Raw genomic sequence first — 19876 nt, 5'->3', positions numbered from 1 at the left:
TTGATACTGCAGTATCAATTGTGATAAAAATGGAAGAGCTGATGGGATTTCAAAACCCATGGTGGCGAGATAAAAAAGCTATTTATGAGGATGAAAAGGTTAAAGAAGCCTTATCAAAAAGAAATCCTATAAGATACACATTTGAAAATAGGAACAAGATAATTGTTGGTCCAAGGCAAGTTGGAAAGACCACATATTTAAAGCTTATAATCCTTGATCTTATTGAAAGAGGAACCAACCCAAGGAGTATTCTCTACTTTTCTTGTGATTTGCTTAAAGATTACAGAGACATAATTGAAATCCTGAAGTTCTTCTCAAGAATGCAGAGAGGAGAGAAGTTTGTGTTTCTTGATGAAGTAACGTTTGTTGAAGGCTGGGAGAGAGCGATAAAGTTTTTCCTCGATTCTCCTCTAAAGAAGGATACCACCCTTTATATAACTGGCTCCTCATCCCTTGGCTTGAAAAAGGAAAGCTTTCCTGGAAGACCAATAAAAGTCGAGGAATTCCTGCCATTGAGCTTTAAAAAAGTTGTTGAGTTATTAAATCCAAAGATTAAAAGAGAGTTAGAGAAGATAACATTAGAAACTTCTCCTAAAATCCTTTATGAAAATGCCTTAGAGTTATACCCCCACATGGATGAACTCTTTGAAGCATTTTATTTTTACCTATCATCTGGAGGTTATCCAAAATCGATATTTGAGCTCTTTGAGAGTGGTGAAATAAGCCCAGACACATATGAAATGATTTATAATGCGACAATATTTGATGTTACAAAACTTGGGAGAAGTGAAAGGATAGCACTTTCAATAATTTTAGGTATTTTAAAGAGATATGGAGAGAAGTTTTCTCTAAATACCCTTTCAAAGGAAATGGAAATAGGTTCGCATGTAACTGTTAGGGAGTATTTGGAAATATTTGAGGAGCTCTTTATTGGGAGGAACTATTTTCAAACAAAGCCAAACTTAATGACACCGCTTTTCAGAAAAGAAAGAAAGTTCTACTTTTTGGATCCATTAATTTTAGAAACCTTTTCAAGGAAGTTTGGAATAGAAGTTGAAATTGCAAAAAAAGTAGAGGGAATTGTGGGAGAGCACATAAAGAGGAACTTTGATACGTATTTCTTCCATAATGCAAAGGAAGTTGACTTTGTAACAAAAGATTTTGGCGTTGAAGTGAAATGGCAGAATAAAGTTAAGCCGAGTGATTTTCCAAGAGTAGGGATTAAAAACAAAATCCTTTTGTCAAAAGGCAAACTTGACTTCATTGAAGAGAGGAACCTCGCAATAATCCCTGTGCCTCTGTTCCTAGTTCAGCTCTAATCCTTAAGTTCAAACCTTGCCAGTGTCTCGTAAATTGGACCTTTGGGAGTTAAGGTACTTTTCTTTAGCTCAATTGCATCAACAGTAAAGATTCCAAAATCTTCGTTTGCCAACTCCTTTAAAACAACGGCAAGCCCAATCTTATCTTTAACAAACTTCACCCTTCCAATTGTCACATGGGCAACAAAGTCCTTATCCTTTTTAAAGCCGAGCTTTCTCAGCTCTTTTTCTATGTCACTGGCTATGCTCTTTATGATTTCATCACCTTCAACACCAGCCCAAATTACTCTGATATAGTTTGGATTTGGAAACACACCAATACCTTTGACTTTAACATTATGTTTTTTATACTTACTCGCTATTTTCTGGAGAATTTCCTTTATTTCCTCAGCCTGCTCCTCAGTTATCTCACCTAAAAATTTTAGAGTGATGTGGAGATTCTCCGGCTCGACAAACTTTATTTTAGCAGCTTTTGTTCTTGCAATGCTATCCTGAGCTTGAACGAGCTTTTCTCTAACGTTGTCGCCTATATCAATGGCTATGAAGGCCCTCATTCCCTCACCACCACTGGGAATTCTTCCCATGGAAAGACTATCCACTTGTCAGTTCTAAACACATAAAAATCAGGCACAACTGAAGTCCAAGGCTTCATAGCTAAACAGGCAACTTTTATTTCTTTTGCACCAAGTCTCTTAACTTCATTTATGACGACTTGCAGTGTCTTCCCTGTGTCGCTGACATCGTCAACGATAACAACTCTCTTATCTTTTAGGTCTCCATATATCGGAATCGTTATCTTCGGCATTTCTGCATGCTCATTGATGTCTGTGTAGAATTTTACATCTATTATCTTGAGCTCTATGTCCCCCAGGATATGACTTAATCTTACCGCTGGGATCAAACCACCTCTCGCTATTCCAACAATGACATCGGGCTTGTATTCCCTCAGTTTATCAGCCAATGAGAATATCGCTCTATCAACCTGCCACCACGTGAGATAAACCTTATCCATATTGCCACCTCCTTGATAAATGTAGGATAGGAGTAATAATTTAAAAATTCAGCGTTTACAAATTCTTGTCAAAAACAGTCTAAAATATCCTGAACTCATTTCCCCTAATCTGATATGTGAATTTCCTAATTCTTCCCATTTTTGGCATCTTAATTAAATATAACTCCCTTTTTACGCCTTCCTCAGTAAGAATGCTCCTAGTCTCGATTACATAATCCGCTCTCCTGTAGAGCAAGTTGATTATTGTTTGGTTATCTCCAGAAAATACCCAGATGTTTGTTCCTTTCGGATAGTGCGTATATGCCTCATGGACAAATCTAATCTCAGAAGTGAGTTCAATGATTTTTATCAATCCACGTTCACTGAATATGTCAAGATAATCTGAAAGCTTATAGTTAATTCCCCAAAGTTCTGTGTTCTCTTCAATTAATCCTCTCCTAGCCCATTCTTTTTTAATATTTAATATTTCTTTCACGGACTTTTGAAGGTATGAGCCTTCCTGAACCCCACCTCTGATGTAAAACACGCCAGGAATATCATATCTGACCTCATAATAGCTATCAAAGACATCAAGTATTGCAAGCTGACCATTTTCCAAGTATTTATCCACATCAATTCCAACGCTCTCCAATCTGTTCAATAGAACTGGAAGTGGAAGAGATTTATTGAAAAGGGCAACCAAGTGACCACCCTCAAGCTTTTTCTTTGCAACTAGGAGAGAGATTAAACTTCCTAATGAACGTGGATCTCTTTCAATCAACACAATCAAAGAGCCCTTCTCAATGTCACCAATAATTTTGTCAAGCTCAGGAATACCAAGATTAGTCAATATTTTCACCTCCACCGAAGAGATACTCAAGCACTAGATTATCCAGCTCTGGCTTCTTGGACTTTGAGACCACTATTAAATGCTTCAGCTCATCTTCACCCACTACAAAGCTTTCCAGAACGTAATCAGATATATCATAGATAAAGCTCTCCAGCCTAGGAAATTCTGCTGAGTTGTAGATGATTATACTCCGTATATCCTTTATAGGTGGTCTTATTCTTGGGGAATACTTGAGAAGCCACATTCTCTTGTAGATTTCAACAGGATTGTCAAAGAACCTACCGATGCTGGAGTCCAAGAATCCAAGTGTCCATACTCGTTTGATTTCCTCAACTCCTAAATTCCTCAAAGTTTCTAAGAGTGCAGAAGAGGCAACCTCCATATATTTTACAACAAAACCTATTCCAGTAATATCACCCCTTACTTGATATATGTGAGGTAAATTTCGTTTAATTTTGGCAACACTCCCATAGATGTCAAATATGTAAAAATTTCCTCTCTGGAGAAGCTCTTCGAGATGCAATCCAACGGTCTTAAGGTTTGTACGAAAAACTGAGAGAGGCTCAAAAAGAACAAGCCACACAAATTCTCCCCGCTCAATGAGAATTTTAAGCATGTTAAGTCCCAAAGCATAGCCCAGAGAACGTGAATCTCGCTCTATTATTGAGAGATTCTCATTATGACCAACTATGTCTAACAAATTATTAAGCTCATATTTAACTGGCACTTTACCACCCATAAATCACATAAAACCTAACTCAAATAAATATTTTTTGCAAATAATGAAATTTTAAGAAGTTAGAGAAAAAATCAGGAGATAACACACTTGCTCCAGCCGCAGTTCTTACAAACTTCGCAGCCACTTTCAAAAACAGTTTTGGCACCACAAACAGGGCAAACACCACTTTGTGCTTCAGATGTTTTTGATCTAGTCTTCTGATGAGGAACCTCAATGGTCAAATTAAGCTGAAATGATGAGCCGTTTGTACCGTTGTTCTTTCCATTTGTCCCATTGAGTATTGCCTCAACATCAATGAACCTTCTAAGCCATGGTTCTTTCTCGACGATTTCCTTCAAGATTTTCTTTGCATATTCACTCGGCTTTGCCGGTACTCTCTTCTTTCTTTCACCCTCAACGCTGTAAACCTGAACGCTTAGTGAACCATCTCTGTAAACGGTCACACCCTTACAGCCCAGCTTGTATGCCAAGAGATAAGCAGCTTTGACATCCTCAACTGTTGCATCGTTAGGCATGTTTATGGTCTTGCTTGCTGAATCCGTAAGCCAGAGTTGTATTGATGCCTGAGCTAAAATGTGATCAAGCCAGTGAACATCCATTGCTGTAACAAACACACGCTGCATGTCCTCTGGAATTTCCTCAAGTCCTTGAACTGAGCCATAATTGTTGCTTATCTTTGCCAGCAGTTCATCGCTGTATAGGCCTCTCTTCTTGAGTTCAGCTTCAAACACTGGATCAACGTAGTAGAATTCGCCAACGGTTACGCTCTTCTTGTAAACTAGAGCGAATATTGGCTCAATTCCGCTTGATGTGTCTGCAATCATGCTAACGCTTCCTGTTGGTGGGCAAGTTGTGACCATTGCATTTCTGACTCCGTACTTCTTAATCTCCTCAGCAAGCTCATCCCAAGGTAAATTCCAGATTTCCCTGTGATAGAAACCCTCAACTGGGAGCTTTCCTTCAGGATAATCACTCTTATCATATAATGGGAACGTTCCTCTCTTCTTTGCTGCCTCAACCGAGTATTTGTAGGCGTAAAATGTGAGATACTCAGTGACTTTCCTCATAAAGTCAAACCCTTCCTTGCTGTTGTATGGAATGCCGAGCTTGAAGAGAGCATCAGCTAAGCCCATCATTCCAACGCCTATTCTTCTGGTCAGCTTAGTATTGTAGTCGATTTCTGGAAGCGGGAACTTGTTGACGTCAATTGAATTGTCAAGGTATTTGGCAACCTTTTGAATGACATAAGCATATTCGTCCCAGTCGAAGTACGGCTTTCCGCTCTCGTCGTATTTTACGAACTTTGCAAGGTTTATAGAGGCTAGATTGCAGGATTCATATTCGTAGAGAGGTTCCTCGCCACAATTGTGACTCATGAAGCCGTTTGATATATAGGTATGGACTTCTGGAACAGTTAGATCATAGACAATTTCTTCTCCAAGAACCTCAATACTTTCAACTCTTACATAAGGCTCGTCAATCTTCACTTTCTTGAGGCTTATCTTCTCCTGCTTTTCTCCTTCAAAGCCAATTTTTTCTGCAAAGAGCTTTCTGCTGTAGTTTGCTATAATAAGCTCATAATATCCCCGAGCTTCATAGACCCTCTTTTCTCCATCTTTAGTCGTATACTCAAATGTACCTTTGTAAGGTCTCTCATAAATCTTTGATAATATTCCGAAGAGCAATAGGAGATCTTGAACGTCCCTCAAAAGCTCTTTATCTCTTGAAGTTAGCCTTATTGCACTATCATTATCAACGTAACCATCAGCCGTGAACAGTCCTCTCAAAAATGCTCTGATCTCGTTTGGCTTTAAGCGATAGACAATTTCTGGGACTCTCTTTTCGTTGGTTTTAACAATTTCCTCAAAGAATTTGTATGCTTCGCCTCTTACTCCAAGCTTGATTTCACTTCCATATCTGTGCGGTTCAGCCTTCGAGCCGAAGTGCTTCTTAAGTATTTCGGCGATTTTTTGAGCAAGGGCTTCTTCCTTTTCAGCGTTGAAGTAGAACCAAACCCTCTTGTCGGTTGTGTTAATGTACCCATCTCCGATGAACCATCCCAAGGCGAAAGCCAAATCCTCACCAATACTCTCGCTTCCAAAACCATTCTCAACCTCAAATCTTGGCAAAGCTATTAAATCGCCCTCTTTGAGATCTTCAACTGCTTTCCAGCCATCTTTTGTCATTACCTTGTGATCAAGAGTTGCTGTTAGTTCATAGCCTTCCTTTGTTTTTATTCTCGCTACCTTCTTCCTTCCAACTTTCCAGACATAGGCTTTGACTTCAATGGGATCTGCTATAGCAAGCTGTTTTCCCTGAACAGTTTCGTAAATAATGTTCTTCTTTTCTTCTTCATTTGGAAGTAAGATTGTTATTGGATATGCAAATTCCTCCCCTTCTTCAGTTATTCCCTCAACTGCGACAACTTTTTCTTCGTTCTTCTCTTTTGCAATCTTAAAGAGCTCTTTAATCTTGAGATATCCACTAGGTGTTAAAATCCTCGTATCTCCAACAACACAGGGATTGGTTGCCCTTATCTTTCCACCTTTCGCCTTTTCAAGAACGTTTCTCTTGTTGATTATGTCAAAGAACACGACACCGGGATCAGCTTTTGCCCATGCCATGTAAGCCAACTCTTCAAAGAGAGCTTTAGGATCAACTTCTCTAACTTTCTTACCAGTTCTTGGATTGATTAAGGGGTACTTCTTTCCTTCCTTTAAAGCCTCCCAGAAGTCCTCCCAAATGCCCACACTAATGTTGAAGTTGCTCAAGACATTGGTTCCAATGTTTTTCTCTTTTGCATGGATGAACTTCTCAATGTCTGGGTGCCATACCTCAAGAATTCCCATATTTGCTCCTCTACGAACCCCTCCTTGCTTTATTACATCGCTAACCCCATCTATGAGGTGCATAAAACTGACAGGCCCACTGGCTGCCCCAGTTGTTGTTCCAACTAAATCTCCCTCTGGGCGGAGTTTTGAGAAATTAACTCCAGTACCTCCACCCATTTTCTGTATCATAGCAACATCATGTGCTGCTTTCATTATGCTCTCCATATCATCCTCGATCGGGACAACGAAACAAGCAGAGAGCATTCCCAGAGGTCTGCCCGCATTTATGAGCGCTGGAGTATTTGGCATGAAAACTTGGTTTGTCATTAAGCGGAAATACTCTTCAACTTCATCCTCATACTTATCAAAAGCACCGTTTTCAAGCATTCTAACTATCTCATCAATGCTGACCTTCATCTGCCCCTTTTCTGCAAGCTCCTGATAAAGCGAAAGAAGCCTCTCAAAGTGGTACTTATTGAGTTTAAATCTTCCAATACTCAGCTTTTTATCAAATTCATCAAGGCGTTCCCTATAGTAGTCAACCCTCTTTAAATCCTGAACAAACCCTCCTTCTTTAGAGAAAACTCTATCATCATAAAGCAAATCTGGAATTACAGCGAGAATAGCAACTCTCTCAAACAATTCACGAGGACTTTCAATTATCTTTCCTTCCTCATTCCTCTTCAAATATCTGCTGGCTAAAACTCTCAAGGCGTTAATAGAAAAGCGCTTATCAATGTCATCAAGCTTATCTTTGTTGAGTATCTTCTTCTTTTCTTCTCTGATTTCCGCCTTTTTCTTTCTGTAAATAATGTAAGCCTTAGCAACATCAAAGAGACCGTTGCGCATTAGCTCAAGCTCCACAATATCCTGAATATTCTCAATGTGTGGTATCTTTCCATCATAGAGCTCGTTTATTCTGCTGACGACATCTTTGACAACTTTGTCCAGAAGCTTCTCATCCCGTACTCCAACTTCCCACATTGCTCTTTGTATGGCCCATTTTATACGTCCTTCATCAAAAGGAACGATTCTTCCATCTCTTTTCATCACTTTTTCAACTGCCATATAAACACCCCTGTCACATTATTGAGCGTTATTATGCGTGTTAGTAGAAATATCAGTGCTAAGGATTAGGGAATCGGGGTAAATATACCTTGCCCATATCTAGTTTGCCAAGATGACAAATATTATGCTGATACTCTGTCGTAAAAGGAAGGGGTAGAAAAAGGCATATGTCGGATAATTTATCCAGATTGTTGATCCACCATTTCATACATGAGCTTAAGCACATAGGCATGTTTAAGTTCTTCATGACTCATCATCCTAAAGATTTGGGAGAGGGATCCTTCTAAAATTTCACTGAGCTTTTGGAACAGCTCATAGCTGTGCTTCTCCCTAATGAGAGCTTCAAGTATCAAGTCTTCCAGATCAGCTGGTTCAGCTCTTTCATCAGTGAAATAAGGCTCAATGCTCAGTGCATCTAGATAGTCAATGACTTTGGTGTTTTCTAGTGTTTTTTCTTCAAGGAATGTTTGGATGGTGTTTCTGTGTCTAAGCTCTTCACTTGCTAACCAGTTGAAATGCTCAGCCAATTGGGGATTTTCATAAACTGCAAAAGTCTCGCCGAGCTTATATAGATTGTACAGTTCATTTTCCTGCTCGATTATCTTCTTTAATAGCTTATGAATGTTCATTGGATCACCTGAACTACTCCTTTAACAATCTATTTAAAAGATCTTGCATATCATCTGCAACTCTTGCTCTTTTATAAAAGTTATACTGATTTTTTACAAAGTCATAATGCTCCTTCTCATCCTTAGCCAATGAAAAGAATATCTCCCTGTATTTTTCATATGGAATGTTCTGAGCAATGAAGGTATATGTTTTTTCAGCTAGCCTTTCACCCTCTATAGCAATTTTCAAAATATCCAAGTAGTCCTCAACAGATTTTATTTCCCATTTGTCTCTAATAGAAATTTCGAACCATGATTCATCTTTTACACTTTGTGGCTTTTTGTCAGGAGACAGTTCTTTGAGAATATCAAGAATTGTCTCTCTATGTTGCTCTTCACTTTTAACAAACTGCTTGAATCTCATCTTTACATGTGGTTCATTGATTTTTTCAGATAGAAATGTGTAAAGCTGCACAGCATCTTCTTCACCCTTTAATGCATAGCTGAGTATTCTATCAATGGGTTCCTTGATAAGTTCTTGCAAAATTCTGTTAACTTTCTCATCAACCTCGTTCTCAATTTCAAAGTCTTTCACAATTGCTCCCCTCGTTTAGAATATTGCAGTTGAAGTTAAAATACTTAACCACTATCATTGTGAACTTCTAAATACCCCAAAAGCTCTTTTATACTTGGCAGAACTAAATCGGGTTTTATCTCACTTTTTTCAACATCCTCTAGAGTGCTGACACCAGTTAAAACCATTATTGCTTTTGCCCCAATTCTCTTTGCAAATGCTATATCCGTGTCCAATCTGTCACCAACAACCCAGATTTCATCCGCGGTGAGCTTTTCTTTAACCACTTCAAAAACAGGCTCATTTGGCTTTCCAATTACTAAAGGTTCAACATCTGTTGACGCTTTTAACGCTGCCAGAATTGAACCAGCTCCAGGCAAGAGACCTTCCTCGCTTGGGTAAGTTGTATCTGGATTTGTTCCAATGAACCTTGCACCGTTTCTAATTGCTAAAGTTCCATACTTTAACTTCTCATAAGTCAGCTGTGTATCAAGTCCCACAACAACATAGTCTATTTCTTTCCATCTCTCTTTAGCATCTTCAACGCTTATTATCTCCCAGCCAATGTTTTTAATTTCTTCAACGAGACCTTTTCCTCCAATTACAAAAACTTTGCCTTTTTTAAAGTGCTTTTGCATATAGCGAGCGGTTGCATAGCCAGAAGTGATTATTCGCTCTTCTTCAACATCAATTCCCAAACTGAAGAGTTTTTCTCTATACATCTCCGCATTTCTAGTGGAGTTATTCGTAAGAAATACAAAGGGAATGTTCTTTGATTTTAAATACTCAATCACTTCTTTGGCTCCTTCAATGAGAGTGTTTCCTCTATAAATCACACCGTCCATATCAAAAATTATACCAAGCATTGCCAACACCAAAAGAGAAAGGAGGAGAGGGTTTAAAAATTCACTGCTCGGCATAAATGTTTAAAGTTATTCTTGCTGTATCTGTTTGACACTCATTTCCAGCCTCTTCTTTGAGCTTAAAGCCAATGGCAACTTTAAGCTGCTCTTCTGGGGCTAAAGATTCTTTAAGCAAAGAAATTGGTTGGTTGTTAAGCTCTTTCAGTGATTTCCCAATGTATTGATCCAATGTGTAGGTTTGACCTTCTTTTGTTACGGAGAGTTTTGTTATAACTATGTTCTTGCTCAGCTCACCTGTGTCAGTGGTGTTATCAACAAGGGATTCAGCATCTGTCAATTTTCCATTTTCCAGATCCTCAACGTTGAAGGAAAGCATTAATGTTGAGATACTTATATCTCCACTGTTCTTTATATAGAAGTTGAATTCTCTAGAGTCACCGGGCTTTAAATTGGAAAATTCAAAGAGCTTGACATCATCATAGAATCTACTTCCATCCTTGCTTATCCTGATATCAAATTCCCCGGTTGAAATCTCATTGTCTTCTGAGATGCTTTTGTCACTGAAAAGAGCATTTCCAACTTGAATTCCTGTTGCCCCTAAGATTATTCCAACAAATAGCACTACCATTAAGACTTTTCTCATACAACTTCACCCATTCAAATTTCTTACAATTAATAATAGAAAATAGCAATATAAAAAGATTTCGTAATTTTGAGACTATAAAATTCAAAAAGAATTAAATTTTCTTAACTTCAATGTTCAGCTTTAAGCTCAGTATCTTTCCATCAATGGCATCAAGGATTCTCTGAGTTGCATTTGTTTGGGCATAGTCGCCGTTTATTGGCTGAGGCAAAGGAGGTTCCTTATCTTTGAAGAGCAAAAACCAGAGCTGCCATTTTCCAAGCTTATCAATGCTGAATGTATAGTTCATTTCCCACTGAGGTGTCCAATTACCTTCAATGTTCACTGGTTTATGAGGTAGAGTAACGTTGAAGCGGTCGAGGAGATACATGTTGTAAATATGAGTGGTGTTTGTATTGAAATCATAGGTTAAGTTAACAAGCCAGACTTCAACATAATAGGTGACGTTTCTATATTCATGGTTGGCTATTCCCAAAATGACGGTTGCATTCTCTCCAACAAAGAGCTCCGTTGGATAATCAGCAGCTTTTCCATTTGGGCCGAGGATGTAAAATTCAGTGAACTTTTCTCCAGGCTTCGGATGGGTTATAACATAACCGAGAGTTGCAATTGAAGAAATTATTGCGACTATCAAAATTACTGTCAAAGCTTTGTCCAATTTGCTTGCTTTGTCCCATTCGAGCTCTTCTTTGAGCTTTTCGATGTCAATCCTTGGAATCCACGGATCAATTGCTTTTGCTCTCCTGTAGATTGCCAAAACTCCAAATGCTAAGTTGAATATCGTTAAGCTGACCAATATTGGAATTAATCTTATTCCCCAGGGTGTGTAGTTCAAGCCCAAGCCTATGAGGGGAACGATTGCTATGCTCAACCCAAAGCTCAAAGCCAAGCGCTCGAGGTTGTCAAGCTCTTTCCTATTTGGGAAGAGGGCTGTTATAAAGACATAACCAGGAAAGAAGAGGACAAATGCCAAGCCCAAGGCTTTTCTAAGCAAGCTGTCCGGGAAAAATGCTATGAGGAAATCTAACAGAAGTGAAAGAGCAATAATTGTTATTAAATCCCAGTAATCTTTCCACTTCATTGCCTTCACCCTGATAATACTTCATACACCTTTTTCATAACAATCAATGCAAATATAAACAGCAAAAGCTCGACTATTGGCTTCATATTTTCTTTCTGCTCTTTGCTCAAGAATAATCCCCCAACTTCCAAAGTTATGAGGAGACCTATCAATGTTAACGTCAAGAATACATCAACAGTTTTCGTTGCTAAAGCAGAGATTAAAATCCAGAAAGATAGGAAGAGAACAATATAATCCTCTACATCCACTCTCTAATCCCTCCGAGCCTCTTAGCTTTTATCTCAATTCCATGTTTGCCAAATGAGAACTTCTCGCTCATTATTACCTCATTGGTTGCCTTAGCGAGACTTAACAATATTGAGGAACATATTGGACACGCTATCTGATCGCAGTGCTCTATGTTCTTTTTGCAGATGTCCTTGTTGGTAGGAGATACAATTATCCTGAAGCTATTGTTTTGCTCTTCAATGTATAAAGTATTGGCAAGTCCTAAAGCTCGTAAAACAGAAGAAGATACGCTTTCCACTTCCTTATAATTCGAGTTCTCAAGGGAATACTCCAGGTGCTCTTCATATTTCCTGAGAAGGTCCAAGCCTAGAGGCCTAATTGAAAGGCCCATCTGTCTCTCATTGCCCACATTTGTTAGAAAAACTGTTTCTTCATCTAATCTTCCCAGATCTAAGTCAAATTCTTCATGGAGGGGAATGAAAGTCCCACCTTCAGGCAAATTTTCATATGGGGGGATATATACCGCCTTTCCTTCTAATCCCAAATCCCTAACAATCTTTTGAAGCATTTTAACATAGGGGAAAACCAAATTGTCTAAAGATTCCCTCTTTACATACTCAGATGTTTTAAAAGTGAAGACTATAATGCCCAAAAAGATCCCAGCAAGCCCCAAATTAACTTGGGTTTGGTTAGCATGCACAGCACCATATATCAAGATACCTAAGCCTATCATGATTAGAATCAAACTTGTTAAACGTTCAACCTTCATGTCTTTTCCCCTCCCTTTTATAACCATTAACTTTAAAATGTTTACCATTCTCTTTTGAAGTTGAGGAAAATGAAGAGAGTTTTGGTTTTTATGATAATCATCCTCATTGCTGTAAACGGCTTAGGGTTGGCTCTAGATAGACATGTTCCTTATGAAAGTGCGAGTGAAAATGACAAAGGCATTTACATTTATTTAAAATCAATCTTGCTATATTCTGGCATTACTCTGGACAATATCATAAATGAAAATAATGAGTCAATAAACTATGCCCTAAAGCTAGAAGAAAGACTCAACATGACAAAAGAAGAAGTCGAATTTTACAAAACAATGGGAATTGAAAGTAAAATCGAAAAATACTTGCCTCCTTTTCTGAAGTTAGGAGAGGGAATTAAAGAGATCGCAGAAGGGCAGAAGATTTTCCTAGATAACATTGAAAAAGTAAAACTGGAGAAGGATTACTACGCCTATATGAACGCCACCAAAGGTTTAAATCTCATAAAAGAGGGTATTTCACTCTCAGAGGAAGCTTTGGATGAAATAGACGTGCTGGAATTTCTCGATGAAAACAACATTACTGTGAAGCTGGACACCACTCAGCTTAGAGAAAAGCTAGAAGAAATAAAGAGGGTGTATCTAGTTTATGAGAAGACTCTCAGTGCCTACAAGGTGTTGCCCCCGGAAGAGTTACAGAAACTTATCAAAAGAGAAGAAGAGAAAACAGGAAAACCAGTAGATACAAAAGAATTCCTAGAAAAAAACAAAATAATCCCAATTCCAAAGCAACTAACTATCTATGCTTCAAAACTCAATCCCTTCGTTTATGAGAGCGTCACCTTTTATGGATATGCCCTTGGATTTAATGAGGTTGAAATACACATAGGGAATGAATCATTTACAGTTCCAATTGAGAACAACTATTTTTCACTCAAGCATGTTTTCAAACAAGTCGGAAGTTATAAAGTCTTCGCAACTGGAATGAAGGAGGGCAAATTAGAAACTTCAAATATTCTTCTGATAAATGTTTCAAAGATCCCGACAAGTTTGATTCTCTCATCGGAAAAAAGTGCATACGTTGATCAAAAGCTTAAGATAGAGGGAATTCTCTTGGATTATTACCGAAATCCTGTTGGAGCTCAAGAAATCAGGGTAAATTTCGACGGGAAAAAGTTTACCTTAAAAACACTGAAAAATGGAAGCTTTTCCTTTGAGGTAAGCAGAAAAAAAGAAGGGAGATATTTAGTTAATGTCACTTATCTAGGAAACGAAATATATGCTGGGAGCTCTGCATCTTTGAATGTTTACTTTATGAGATATCCCATCGATATAAAAATAAAAACTGATAAAGCCAGAGTTAAAATAGGACAAGAACTCTATATCTTCGGTGAGGTAAAGGGAGCGAAAAGACCAATTTTAATCTCAGTCTATGTTGATGGCAAGCTGTATCAGCAGTGGCTGACTAAAACCGTCTTTGGTTTTAAACTGCGCTTCAACAGCACTGGAACCCACGAGATTTATGCCTATTTCCCTGGAGACGAGTACTATGCTCCAGCTAGGTCAAATCTTTTGAAAATTAGTGTCATCAAATACAGTTTTAGGGAAATTCTAATAATTGCACTGGCTTTTATATCTCTCCTCGTAATTTATGTTTTTGTATCCTCTAGGAAAGAGCGGAGAAAAGGAATAAGTGATGAAGAGTTTGTGGAACTTATTAAGTCCTTGGAAGCGTTAGAAGTCAAAGAAGAAGGTAAAAAAGTCAAGAGACTTCGCGATATTTACAGAGAAGTTTATTACAAGTTGATTAGCTATTATAACCTAAAGCCAACTTTGACTCCCCGGGAATTATTAAGAAAGCTCCGAAATGAAAGCTTTTCCTATGATTTGGAAAGACTCACACAACTCCATGAGAAGTACTTTTATGGAAGGAAGAGACTGAAAAGAAATGAGATAATTGAGTACATAAAATCCGCCGGAAGGATAATAGTCTCCTTCATAGTGAGGGGAGAGTTATGAGAAGGGTAATATATGGTTTGCTGATAGCCTTCGGAATATTCCTCCTAATAATGCCCTTATCAATCCCTATCTTCACTTCAAGTGCTGATTTCAGCGTCTTTAATACAAACTGGAATGGTGTGTCAAAGTTCGGGAAGCTTCTGTATGAGAAATCAGAGATAGTGCCGATAATATCTTCCTTTAATGTGGTAGATTTTGAGAAAATGAATGGAACTCTTTTAATTATTGGGCCGGACATGGGCTATTCAAACCTTGAGATAGAGAAGATTAGAAAATTCCTGGAAAATGGTGGAACTTTAGTGTTGATAGACGATTTTGGAACAGGGAATCGGATATTGAACGGGCTGAACTTAACAGCAAGATTTTCAAGAGTAGGTTTCATTGATGTGTTTTACTCAAAAAACTACAACTTTCCAGAGCTGGTGAGGATTTTAGATCCCAAACTCGGAGCTGGAGTTGATAAGCTGATTTTGAACGTCCCTTCAGCTATATTAAACGCAGAAGGAAAGATATACACGAGCAAAGTAACTCTGCTTGGTAAAAATCAAAGAGAATACCCAATAATGACAGAGATAGAGTATGGAAAAGGCAGAATAGTCCTATTTTCAGATCCCAGTGTTTTTATAAATGACATGTTTGACGAAAATGAGGCATTCATAAGGAACTTTGCCGATTACATACACTCGGATGTGATATATATCGACGAGGCACATCATTCTAACTTCAATCCCTACCATATTGGAACCTTAGTCATACACAGAAGTTTAGATAGAGTGAAGGCATTTTATGTTGTTTTAATTGTTGCAGTCCTTGCTTTGTTCATTGAAAGCGGTGCCGCTGTAGGAATTTTCAACGGAACAATAACCTTCCTATTAGACAAATTCTTTAAAGAAAAAGAGAAGAGTTTAGAGGATATAATAGAGGAATTGAAAAATGAGGGTTATGATGAAAAAATTTTGAAAAAGATAATAAGAGAAATAACAACCGGCAAAAAGTTAGGTGATTAAAATGAACGGAAAAGAATTCCTTGAAAAGCTCAAAAAGGAAATGCATAACGCTGTTGTTGGTAAGGATGATGTTATAGAGCTTTTAGCCGTTGCACTGCTGGCTGAGGGTCACGTCATTCTTGAGGGAATCCCCGGAGTTGCAAAAACAACAATTGCAAAGAGCTTTGCAAATGCTACAGGCCTGGAGTTTTCGAGAATCCAGCTCACTCCGGATTTGCTTCCTGCTGACATACTCGGAACTGTATACTATGATCAGCGTGATGGAAAATTCAAAATCAAAAAAGGTCCAATATTTGCTAACATTGTGCTAGCTGATGAAATAAACAGAGCCCAGCCAAAGACACAGTCTGCTTTACTTGAGGCAATGCAGGAAAGGCAGGTCACAATAGAAGGCAAAACAATACCTCTGCCACAGCCATTCCTAGTGATAGCAACCAAGAATCCGCTTGAGTTCGAGGGAGTTTACAACCTCCCAGAGGCTCAAGTTGATAGATTCATGCTTCAAATAAAAGTTGGATACCCAAACAGAGACGAGGAAATCATCATGTTGCTGAGAAAGGATAAGGGAGATTTCAGAGAAGTCAAGCAGATATTCACCCCTGCACAGATACTGGCCCTCATAAAGGAGGCCAAGAAAGTTAAAACAAGCGAGGCTGTGCTGAACTATCTCTATGAAATAGTAACGAGAACAAGGAAAGACGAAAGGCTTTTAGTGGGGGCATCACCAAGAGCTGCTGAACATCTGCTTTATGCCTCAAAGGCCCTCGCATTTCTGAGAGGAAGGGATTATGTGATTCCAGATGACATAAAAGAAGTTGCCGTTAATGTTCTGGCTCACAGGCTCATAGTTAGAGCGGAATATGAGCTCGAAGGAGTGAAGAGCGAAGACATAGTTAAGGAAATCCTTGATAGTGTTGAGGTGCCAGTATGAACAGGGAAGATGTGCTGTGGACTCTAGCTGGGCTGAGCTTCCTGCATGGATATTTAGCAAGTAATGTATTCAGTGCCATCTTTGGGCTGGGTATTAGTGCGTACATTATTTATTCTCAGAGAAGGTTCAATCCAAAGGTTGAGGTTTCTAGGATATATGAGAGAAGCTTGGAAGAAGGGAAGAGGTGCAGAGTTGTTCTGAAAGTTAAAAATCTGGGAAGTGCCCTCAAGGTTAAAGTAAAAGAAGAAGCTCCTAAGGAAGTTAAAGTTAAAATCCCTGATGAAGTTGTTCTAAAACCTGGCGAAGAGAAATCCATAGAGTATTCCGTAATCCCGGAGAAGAAGGGAGAGTACGAGCTGCTGACTAAAATTTATGTTTATGACTTGAGTGAATTGTATTTTGAAGAGATTGTCCTTGGAAAGTACAAGATTGAAGTTTTACCTTCTGTGGATTCCATAAGGGAAGCAGCCAAGGAAGATTACAACTTTAAGATCAGCGAAGTATATAAGAAGAGCATTCTTTTAGGTTTAGAGAGTATGGAGCTCTATGGACTGAGGGAGTATCTGCCAGGAGATGACTTGAGGAGGATAGACTGGAAAGCGAGCTCACGTTTAGGGAAGCTAATAGTTAAGGAGTTCTTAAAGGAAAGGGAGGGTGATGTCTACATTGTACTGGATGCTACAAGGGAAATGAGGAAAGGAATAAAGAGGGCAAAGATTGATTATGCATCAACTTTAGCTCTGCATCTAGCAACCCTGCTGCTGAAGAAGAATTACAGGGTTGGAATGATAATCTATTGGGATGACAGATTCAAGGTAATTAAGCCCTCAAGAGGAAGAGAGCAGCTCAACAAAATAAGGAACGCAATAAGGTTTAAGCCAGAAAAAGGCCTTTTGAGCCTCAAAGGAAGCATAACTGTAAAATTCAGTGAAAAAGGTAGGAAGTTTCTGGATAAGCTCTTTCCGAGGAAAAGAAGGAGTGTTGCAGAGGCTCTGCTGAACATTAAGAGCCCTTCTTATCTAATTCTAATAACAGACCTGATGAGCAACACATCTCAGCTTTATAGGTTAATGCTCATGATAAGAAAGAAGCACAAGGGAATAATATTGTCTCCAAATCCAATTCTGTTTTATTCAGATAAGCTTGATGAAGAAACTTTGAAGTTCTTATACGAGAAGTACTTGGAGAGGGAGAAGACCGTCAAGAAGTTTAATTCAGTAATTCCAACGATAGATTTGGGACCGAGCGATTATTTGAGGGAGATTGTTAGGAGGATGGAGAAATAATGGCAAAGTATAATAATTTCTACAGCATCATCATTGTTATGGTTTAATAATATCAAACTTTCTCTTTTCACAAGCCTCTTAATATTGTAGTGAAAACACTTAAATAAGTGAATACACATAGTCAGTACTGGTGATATCATGCCCAATATGACCTTATCAATCCCTCCCGAAATATACGAAAAGATGAAGAAACACAAAGAGATTAAGTGGAGCGAAGTTGCAAGGAAAGCAATAATAGAGTACCTGGAGAAAGTGGAAAAAGGGGGGCTTGAAATCCCAAGCGAAGAGCTCCTCAAAATGCTTGGAAACGATTTTAGAAAAAGGATTAAGGAAACACCAGTTGAAAAATATGAAGAATACTACAAAAAAGCGAGGGAAGCAGAATGGAAGCGCCTAAAAAGCTTTACGACACGAATGTAATTATAAACGCCATAAAGTCATCTGAAAGGCTCAAAGGATACACGACAATTCTGAATCTTGTAGAGTTTCCCAGAGGTTCAGAACTTGACCTGATAGTTTTAACTCCATCGTTAGATGATTATCTCCTTGCTATTGAGATTTCACAGACAATGGTGGAGAGAGGTACTCCTGTTCCGGCAGTTGATGCTTTGATGGCTGCAGTTGCCCTGAACAGAGATCTCACCATCGCAACCCGGGATAAGCACTTTAATTTTATCCAAAAAGCCTACCCTAGATTAAAAATCGTGAAAGAATGATTTCAATTGTTGAGGCTCTAATTAATCGATGAACAGATAAAATAAACTGGTTGAAAACTTTATAGCTGAAAAAGTGTGTTGAAATTATTTAAATGAAGTTTAAGAATCCCCTTCACTTTATTAATCTTCTCTTCCGGAAGCTCTGAAATCCCAGCAAAGTTTATGAATGTCTTTGACCAAACGTACTAAGGGAGAACTATTTAGGTGGTATAAAAATGGGAGAAATAACGGTTGTTGTTCCTGAAGGTCTTGAAGAAGAGGCAAAGAGAATGATCAATGAGCTGAAAAGGAGGAAAGATATTTTGGACAAGACTTTTGGATTAATTAAAACTAAAAAATCTGCAAAAGAACTGAAGGTTGATCTATATGAAGAGCTTTCAAGCCTTTATTGATTCAAGTGTCTTAATTGAGCATCTAAAGGGAAATCCGAATGCAAGAAATCTCTTACAAGAATTAACAATCAAGAATCTTTTCAAGTTTTTAGAAGCTAACGAGTTCGTTTACCGCATTTCTCGCGATTTAATTGATAAATATGGTTTGCTCCCAAATGATGCTTTGATTTTAGCAACTTGCAAGTTCTACGGGGTTAAATATTTAGTTTCACTTGACGACGATTTTGAGTATCCCTGCAAAAGAGAGGGAATAGTACTAATTGACAGCGCTGAAAAACTGAAAGAGGAGACTATGAAAGGAATGTGAAAACCTCAGGTTGCTATGCACACAATTTAAAGGGGTTAGACCAATGATCTGGCTGATAGCTTCACTCATTGGGGGAATAGCGTTCAAAGCATGGGCTGTGATATTACTGGTTGTGGCGTATTTAGTTTCAAGAAAGAGCAGGGATTTGGCTCTGCTGATATATTTCTTCTATGGAGTTCTGCTGATTGGTGAAATTCATGTAAGGGATTTTATCTCATATGAATCTTTAAAAGCTCTGGTGATCATTGTTCCTTCAATACCCGTGCTTAGGGAAATTTTAAGCGGAGCTGAGCTTAAAATAAAGTTTAATTTGCTCCAGCTCATCGGAGTAGTTGTTTTAGCGGCCGGATTGCTGTATGAGCATCTCTTACTCGTGGGAACAGCTTTGTTGATTGCCGGGGAAAAGAGGCTGAGCTTCAGAGCTTTAAGAGATGTTGCCGTTGGTACAATACTGCTCCTTTCAATGCTATGGATTGTGAAAACAAAATATCCATATTTGTACACCCCAGAGAATCAAGTTTCCATAGTCACTGGATTTACAATACTGCTGATACTAAAAGAAATTAGGAATTTGAGAAAAGTTAAGTTCGAGCTGCGAATAAAAAGCTAAAAAACAGTTTACTTTCATCACCTAACTATTCCAAAAAGTTTATTAATTGACTC

Annotated in this window: 22 protein-coding genes; 10 read left to right on the top strand and 12 right to left on the bottom strand. The window is 38.4% G+C overall.

The window, feature by feature from the left end:
* Positions 1 to 29 precede the first annotated feature (29 nt).
* Positions 30 to 1319 carry an ATP-binding protein gene (locus TES1_RS00105; RefSeq protein WP_042679099.1) on the top strand — a complete coding sequence of 430 codons (1290 nt, stop codon included), beginning with the start codon at positions 30 to 32 and terminating at the stop codon, positions 1317 to 1319.
* Here TES1_RS00105 and thpR read toward each other — a convergent pair.
* From thpR to TES1_RS00045, 12 genes are all read right to left on the bottom strand, one after another.
* Entirely contained in the window at positions 1316 to 1873 is a 558-nt protein-coding gene (gene thpR / locus TES1_RS00100; RefSeq protein ID WP_042679097.1) for an RNA 2',3'-cyclic phosphodiesterase, read from the bottom strand. The genes TES1_RS00105 and thpR overlap by 4 nt on opposite strands.
* Positions 1870 to 2331 (bottom strand): phosphoribosyltransferase, encoded by a 462-nt coding sequence (locus TES1_RS00095; RefSeq protein WP_042679095.1) that lies wholly within the window; start codon positions 2329 to 2331, stop codon positions 1870 to 1872. Before TES1_RS00095 ends, thpR begins: the two co-directional genes overlap by 4 nt.
* Before the next feature lie 79 nt (positions 2332 to 2410).
* On the bottom strand, positions 2411 to 3160 hold the full coding sequence (locus TES1_RS00090; RefSeq protein WP_042679093.1) for a P-loop NTPase family protein: 750 nt from the start codon (positions 3158 to 3160) through the stop codon (positions 2411 to 2413).
* Positions 3153 to 3887, bottom strand: a complete 735-nt coding sequence (locus TES1_RS00085; RefSeq protein ID WP_042679088.1) for a hypothetical protein — start codon at positions 3885 to 3887, stop codon at positions 3153 to 3155. Before TES1_RS00085 ends, TES1_RS00090 begins: the two co-directional genes overlap by 8 nt.
* A gap of 83 nt (positions 3888 to 3970) precedes the next feature.
* The gene (locus tag TES1_RS00080) at positions 3971 to 7798 is read right to left on the bottom strand and encodes an adenosylcobalamin-dependent ribonucleoside-diphosphate reductase (RefSeq protein ID WP_042679086.1); all 3828 of its coding nucleotides are present in this window, start codon (positions 7796 to 7798) and stop codon (positions 3971 to 3973) included.
* A gap of 179 nt (positions 7799 to 7977) precedes the next feature.
* Positions 7978 to 8427, bottom strand: coding sequence for a ferritin family protein (locus TES1_RS00075; RefSeq protein WP_042679084.1), 450 nt, complete (start codon positions 8425 to 8427; stop codon positions 7978 to 7980).
* Between the two features lie 13 nt (positions 8428 to 8440).
* Complete coding sequence (locus TES1_RS00070) at positions 8441 to 9001, bottom strand: ferritin family protein (RefSeq protein WP_051408148.1); 561 nt, start codon at positions 8999 to 9001, stop codon at positions 8441 to 8443.
* A gap of 44 nt (positions 9002 to 9045) precedes the next feature.
* Positions 9046 to 9846: an HAD-IIA family hydrolase gene (locus TES1_RS00065; RefSeq protein WP_042679080.1), complete on the bottom strand. Its 801-nt coding sequence runs from the start codon at positions 9844 to 9846 to the stop codon at positions 9046 to 9048.
* Between the two features lie 40 nt (positions 9847 to 9886).
* Positions 9887 to 10486, bottom strand: coding sequence for a TasA family protein (locus TES1_RS00060; protein WP_042679078.1), 600 nt, complete (start codon positions 10484 to 10486; stop codon positions 9887 to 9889).
* 94 nt (positions 10487 to 10580) lie between these two features.
* Positions 10581 to 11567, bottom strand: coding sequence for a DUF1616 domain-containing protein (locus TES1_RS00055; protein WP_042679076.1), 987 nt, complete (start codon positions 11565 to 11567; stop codon positions 10581 to 10583).
* 5 nt (positions 11568 to 11572) lie between these two features.
* Positions 11573 to 11815, bottom strand: coding sequence for a hypothetical protein (locus TES1_RS00050; protein WP_042679074.1), 243 nt, complete (start codon positions 11813 to 11815; stop codon positions 11573 to 11575).
* Positions 11806 to 12564, bottom strand: coding sequence for a hypothetical protein (locus TES1_RS00045; protein WP_042679072.1), 759 nt, complete (start codon positions 12562 to 12564; stop codon positions 11806 to 11808). The genes TES1_RS00050 and TES1_RS00045 overlap by 10 nt, the downstream gene beginning before the upstream one ends.
* A gap of 69 nt (positions 12565 to 12633) precedes the next feature.
* Between TES1_RS00045 and TES1_RS00040 the strand changes: the two genes are divergently transcribed.
* From TES1_RS00040 to TES1_RS10695, 9 genes are all read left to right on the top strand, one after another.
* Positions 12634 to 14574 carry a hypothetical protein gene (locus TES1_RS00040; protein ID WP_042679071.1) on the top strand — a complete coding sequence of 647 codons (1941 nt, stop codon included), beginning with the start codon at positions 12634 to 12636 and terminating at the stop codon, positions 14572 to 14574.
* Positions 14571 to 15581, top strand: a complete 1011-nt coding sequence (locus tag TES1_RS00035) for a DUF4350 domain-containing protein (RefSeq protein WP_042679070.1) — start codon at positions 14571 to 14573, stop codon at positions 15579 to 15581. Before TES1_RS00040 ends, TES1_RS00035 begins: the two co-directional genes overlap by 4 nt.
* Position 15582: 1 nt before the next feature.
* A complete protein-coding gene (locus tag TES1_RS00030; RefSeq protein WP_042679068.1) occupies positions 15583 to 16512 on the top strand; it encodes an AAA family ATPase in 930 nt (309 codons plus the stop codon).
* Positions 16509 to 17798 (top strand): DUF58 domain-containing protein, encoded by a 1290-nt coding sequence (locus TES1_RS00025; protein ID WP_042679066.1) that lies wholly within the window; start codon positions 16509 to 16511, stop codon positions 17796 to 17798. The genes TES1_RS00030 and TES1_RS00025 overlap by 4 nt, the downstream gene beginning before the upstream one ends.
* Positions 17799 to 17936: 138 nt before the next feature.
* Entirely contained in the window at positions 17937 to 18218 is a 282-nt protein-coding gene (locus TES1_RS00020) for a hypothetical protein (protein ID WP_042679063.1), read from the top strand.
* Complete coding sequence (locus TES1_RS00015) at positions 18182 to 18514, top strand: type II toxin-antitoxin system VapC family toxin (protein WP_042679061.1); 333 nt, start codon at positions 18182 to 18184, stop codon at positions 18512 to 18514. Before TES1_RS00020 ends, TES1_RS00015 begins: the two co-directional genes overlap by 37 nt.
* Positions 18515 to 18729: 215 nt before the next feature.
* Positions 18730 to 18906 (top strand): DUF3684 domain-containing protein, encoded by a 177-nt coding sequence (locus TES1_RS11010; RefSeq protein WP_144080580.1) that lies wholly within the window; start codon positions 18730 to 18732, stop codon positions 18904 to 18906.
* Positions 18881 to 19213: a PIN domain-containing protein gene (locus TES1_RS00010; RefSeq protein WP_042679059.1), complete on the top strand. Its 333-nt coding sequence runs from the start codon at positions 18881 to 18883 to the stop codon at positions 19211 to 19213. The genes TES1_RS11010 and TES1_RS00010 overlap by 26 nt, the downstream gene beginning before the upstream one ends.
* 43 nt (positions 19214 to 19256) lie before the next feature.
* Positions 19257 to 19823: a hypothetical protein gene (locus TES1_RS10695; protein ID WP_051408146.1), complete on the top strand. Its 567-nt coding sequence runs from the start codon at positions 19257 to 19259 to the stop codon at positions 19821 to 19823.
* Positions 19824 to 19876 lie beyond the last annotated feature (53 nt).

It is taken from the genome of Thermococcus paralvinellae (assembly GCF_000517445.1).
GTDB lineage: Archaea > Methanobacteriota_B > Thermococci > Thermococcales > Thermococcaceae > Thermococcus_B > Thermococcus_B paralvinellae.
Note: the sequence above shows the minus strand (reverse complement) of the source record. Positions and strands in the feature narration are given on the sequence as shown.

What these genes read in the sequence shown, in the direction of transcription:
- TES1_RS00015 (WP_042679061.1), top strand. Translation starts at nt 18,182, where the DNA reads ATGGAAGCGCCTAAAAAGCTTTACGACACGAATGTAATTATAAACGCC.
- TES1_RS00040 (WP_042679071.1), top strand. Translation starts at nt 12,634, where the DNA reads ATGAAGAGAGTTTTGGTTTTTATGATAATCATCCTCATTGCTGTAAAC.
- TES1_RS00065 (WP_042679080.1), bottom strand. Translation starts at nt 9,846, where the DNA reads ATGCTTGGTATAATTTTTGATATGGACGGTGTGATTTATAGAGGAAAC.
- TES1_RS00030 (WP_042679068.1), top strand. Translation starts at nt 15,583, where the DNA reads ATGAACGGAAAAGAATTCCTTGAAAAGCTCAAAAAGGAAATGCATAAC.
- TES1_RS10695 (WP_051408146.1), top strand. Translation starts at nt 19,257, where the DNA reads ATGATCTGGCTGATAGCTTCACTCATTGGGGGAATAGCGTTCAAAGCA.
- TES1_RS00025 (WP_042679066.1), top strand. Translation starts at nt 16,509, where the DNA reads ATGAACAGGGAAGATGTGCTGTGGACTCTAGCTGGGCTGAGCTTCCTG.
- TES1_RS00080 (WP_042679086.1), bottom strand. Translation starts at nt 7,798, where the DNA reads ATGGCAGTTGAAAAAGTGATGAAAAGAGATGGAAGAATCGTTCCTTTT.
- TES1_RS00105 (WP_042679099.1), top strand. Translation starts at nt 30, where the DNA reads ATGGAAGAGCTGATGGGATTTCAAAACCCATGGTGGCGAGATAAAAAA.
- TES1_RS11010 (WP_144080580.1), top strand. Translation starts at nt 18,730, where the DNA reads ATGGGAGAAATAACGGTTGTTGTTCCTGAAGGTCTTGAAGAAGAGGCA.
- thpR (WP_042679097.1), bottom strand. Translation starts at nt 1,873, where the DNA reads ATGAGGGCCTTCATAGCCATTGATATAGGCGACAACGTTAGAGAAAAG.
- TES1_RS00055 (WP_042679076.1), bottom strand. Translation starts at nt 11,567, where the DNA reads ATGAAGTGGAAAGATTACTGGGATTTAATAACAATTATTGCTCTTTCA.
- TES1_RS00010 (WP_042679059.1), top strand. Translation starts at nt 18,881, where the DNA reads ATGAAGAGCTTTCAAGCCTTTATTGATTCAAGTGTCTTAATTGAGCAT.
- TES1_RS00020 (WP_042679063.1), top strand. Translation starts at nt 17,937, where the DNA reads ATGCCCAATATGACCTTATCAATCCCTCCCGAAATATACGAAAAGATG.
- TES1_RS00045 (WP_042679072.1), bottom strand. Translation starts at nt 12,564, where the DNA reads ATGAAGGTTGAACGTTTAACAAGTTTGATTCTAATCATGATAGGCTTA.
- TES1_RS00075 (WP_042679084.1), bottom strand. Translation starts at nt 8,427, where the DNA reads ATGAACATTCATAAGCTATTAAAGAAGATAATCGAGCAGGAAAATGAA.
- TES1_RS00095 (WP_042679095.1), bottom strand. Translation starts at nt 2,331, where the DNA reads ATGGATAAGGTTTATCTCACGTGGTGGCAGGTTGATAGAGCGATATTC.
- TES1_RS00035 (WP_042679070.1), top strand. Translation starts at nt 14,571, where the DNA reads ATGAGAAGGGTAATATATGGTTTGCTGATAGCCTTCGGAATATTCCTC.
- TES1_RS00060 (WP_042679078.1), bottom strand. Translation starts at nt 10,486, where the DNA reads ATGAGAAAAGTCTTAATGGTAGTGCTATTTGTTGGAATAATCTTAGGG.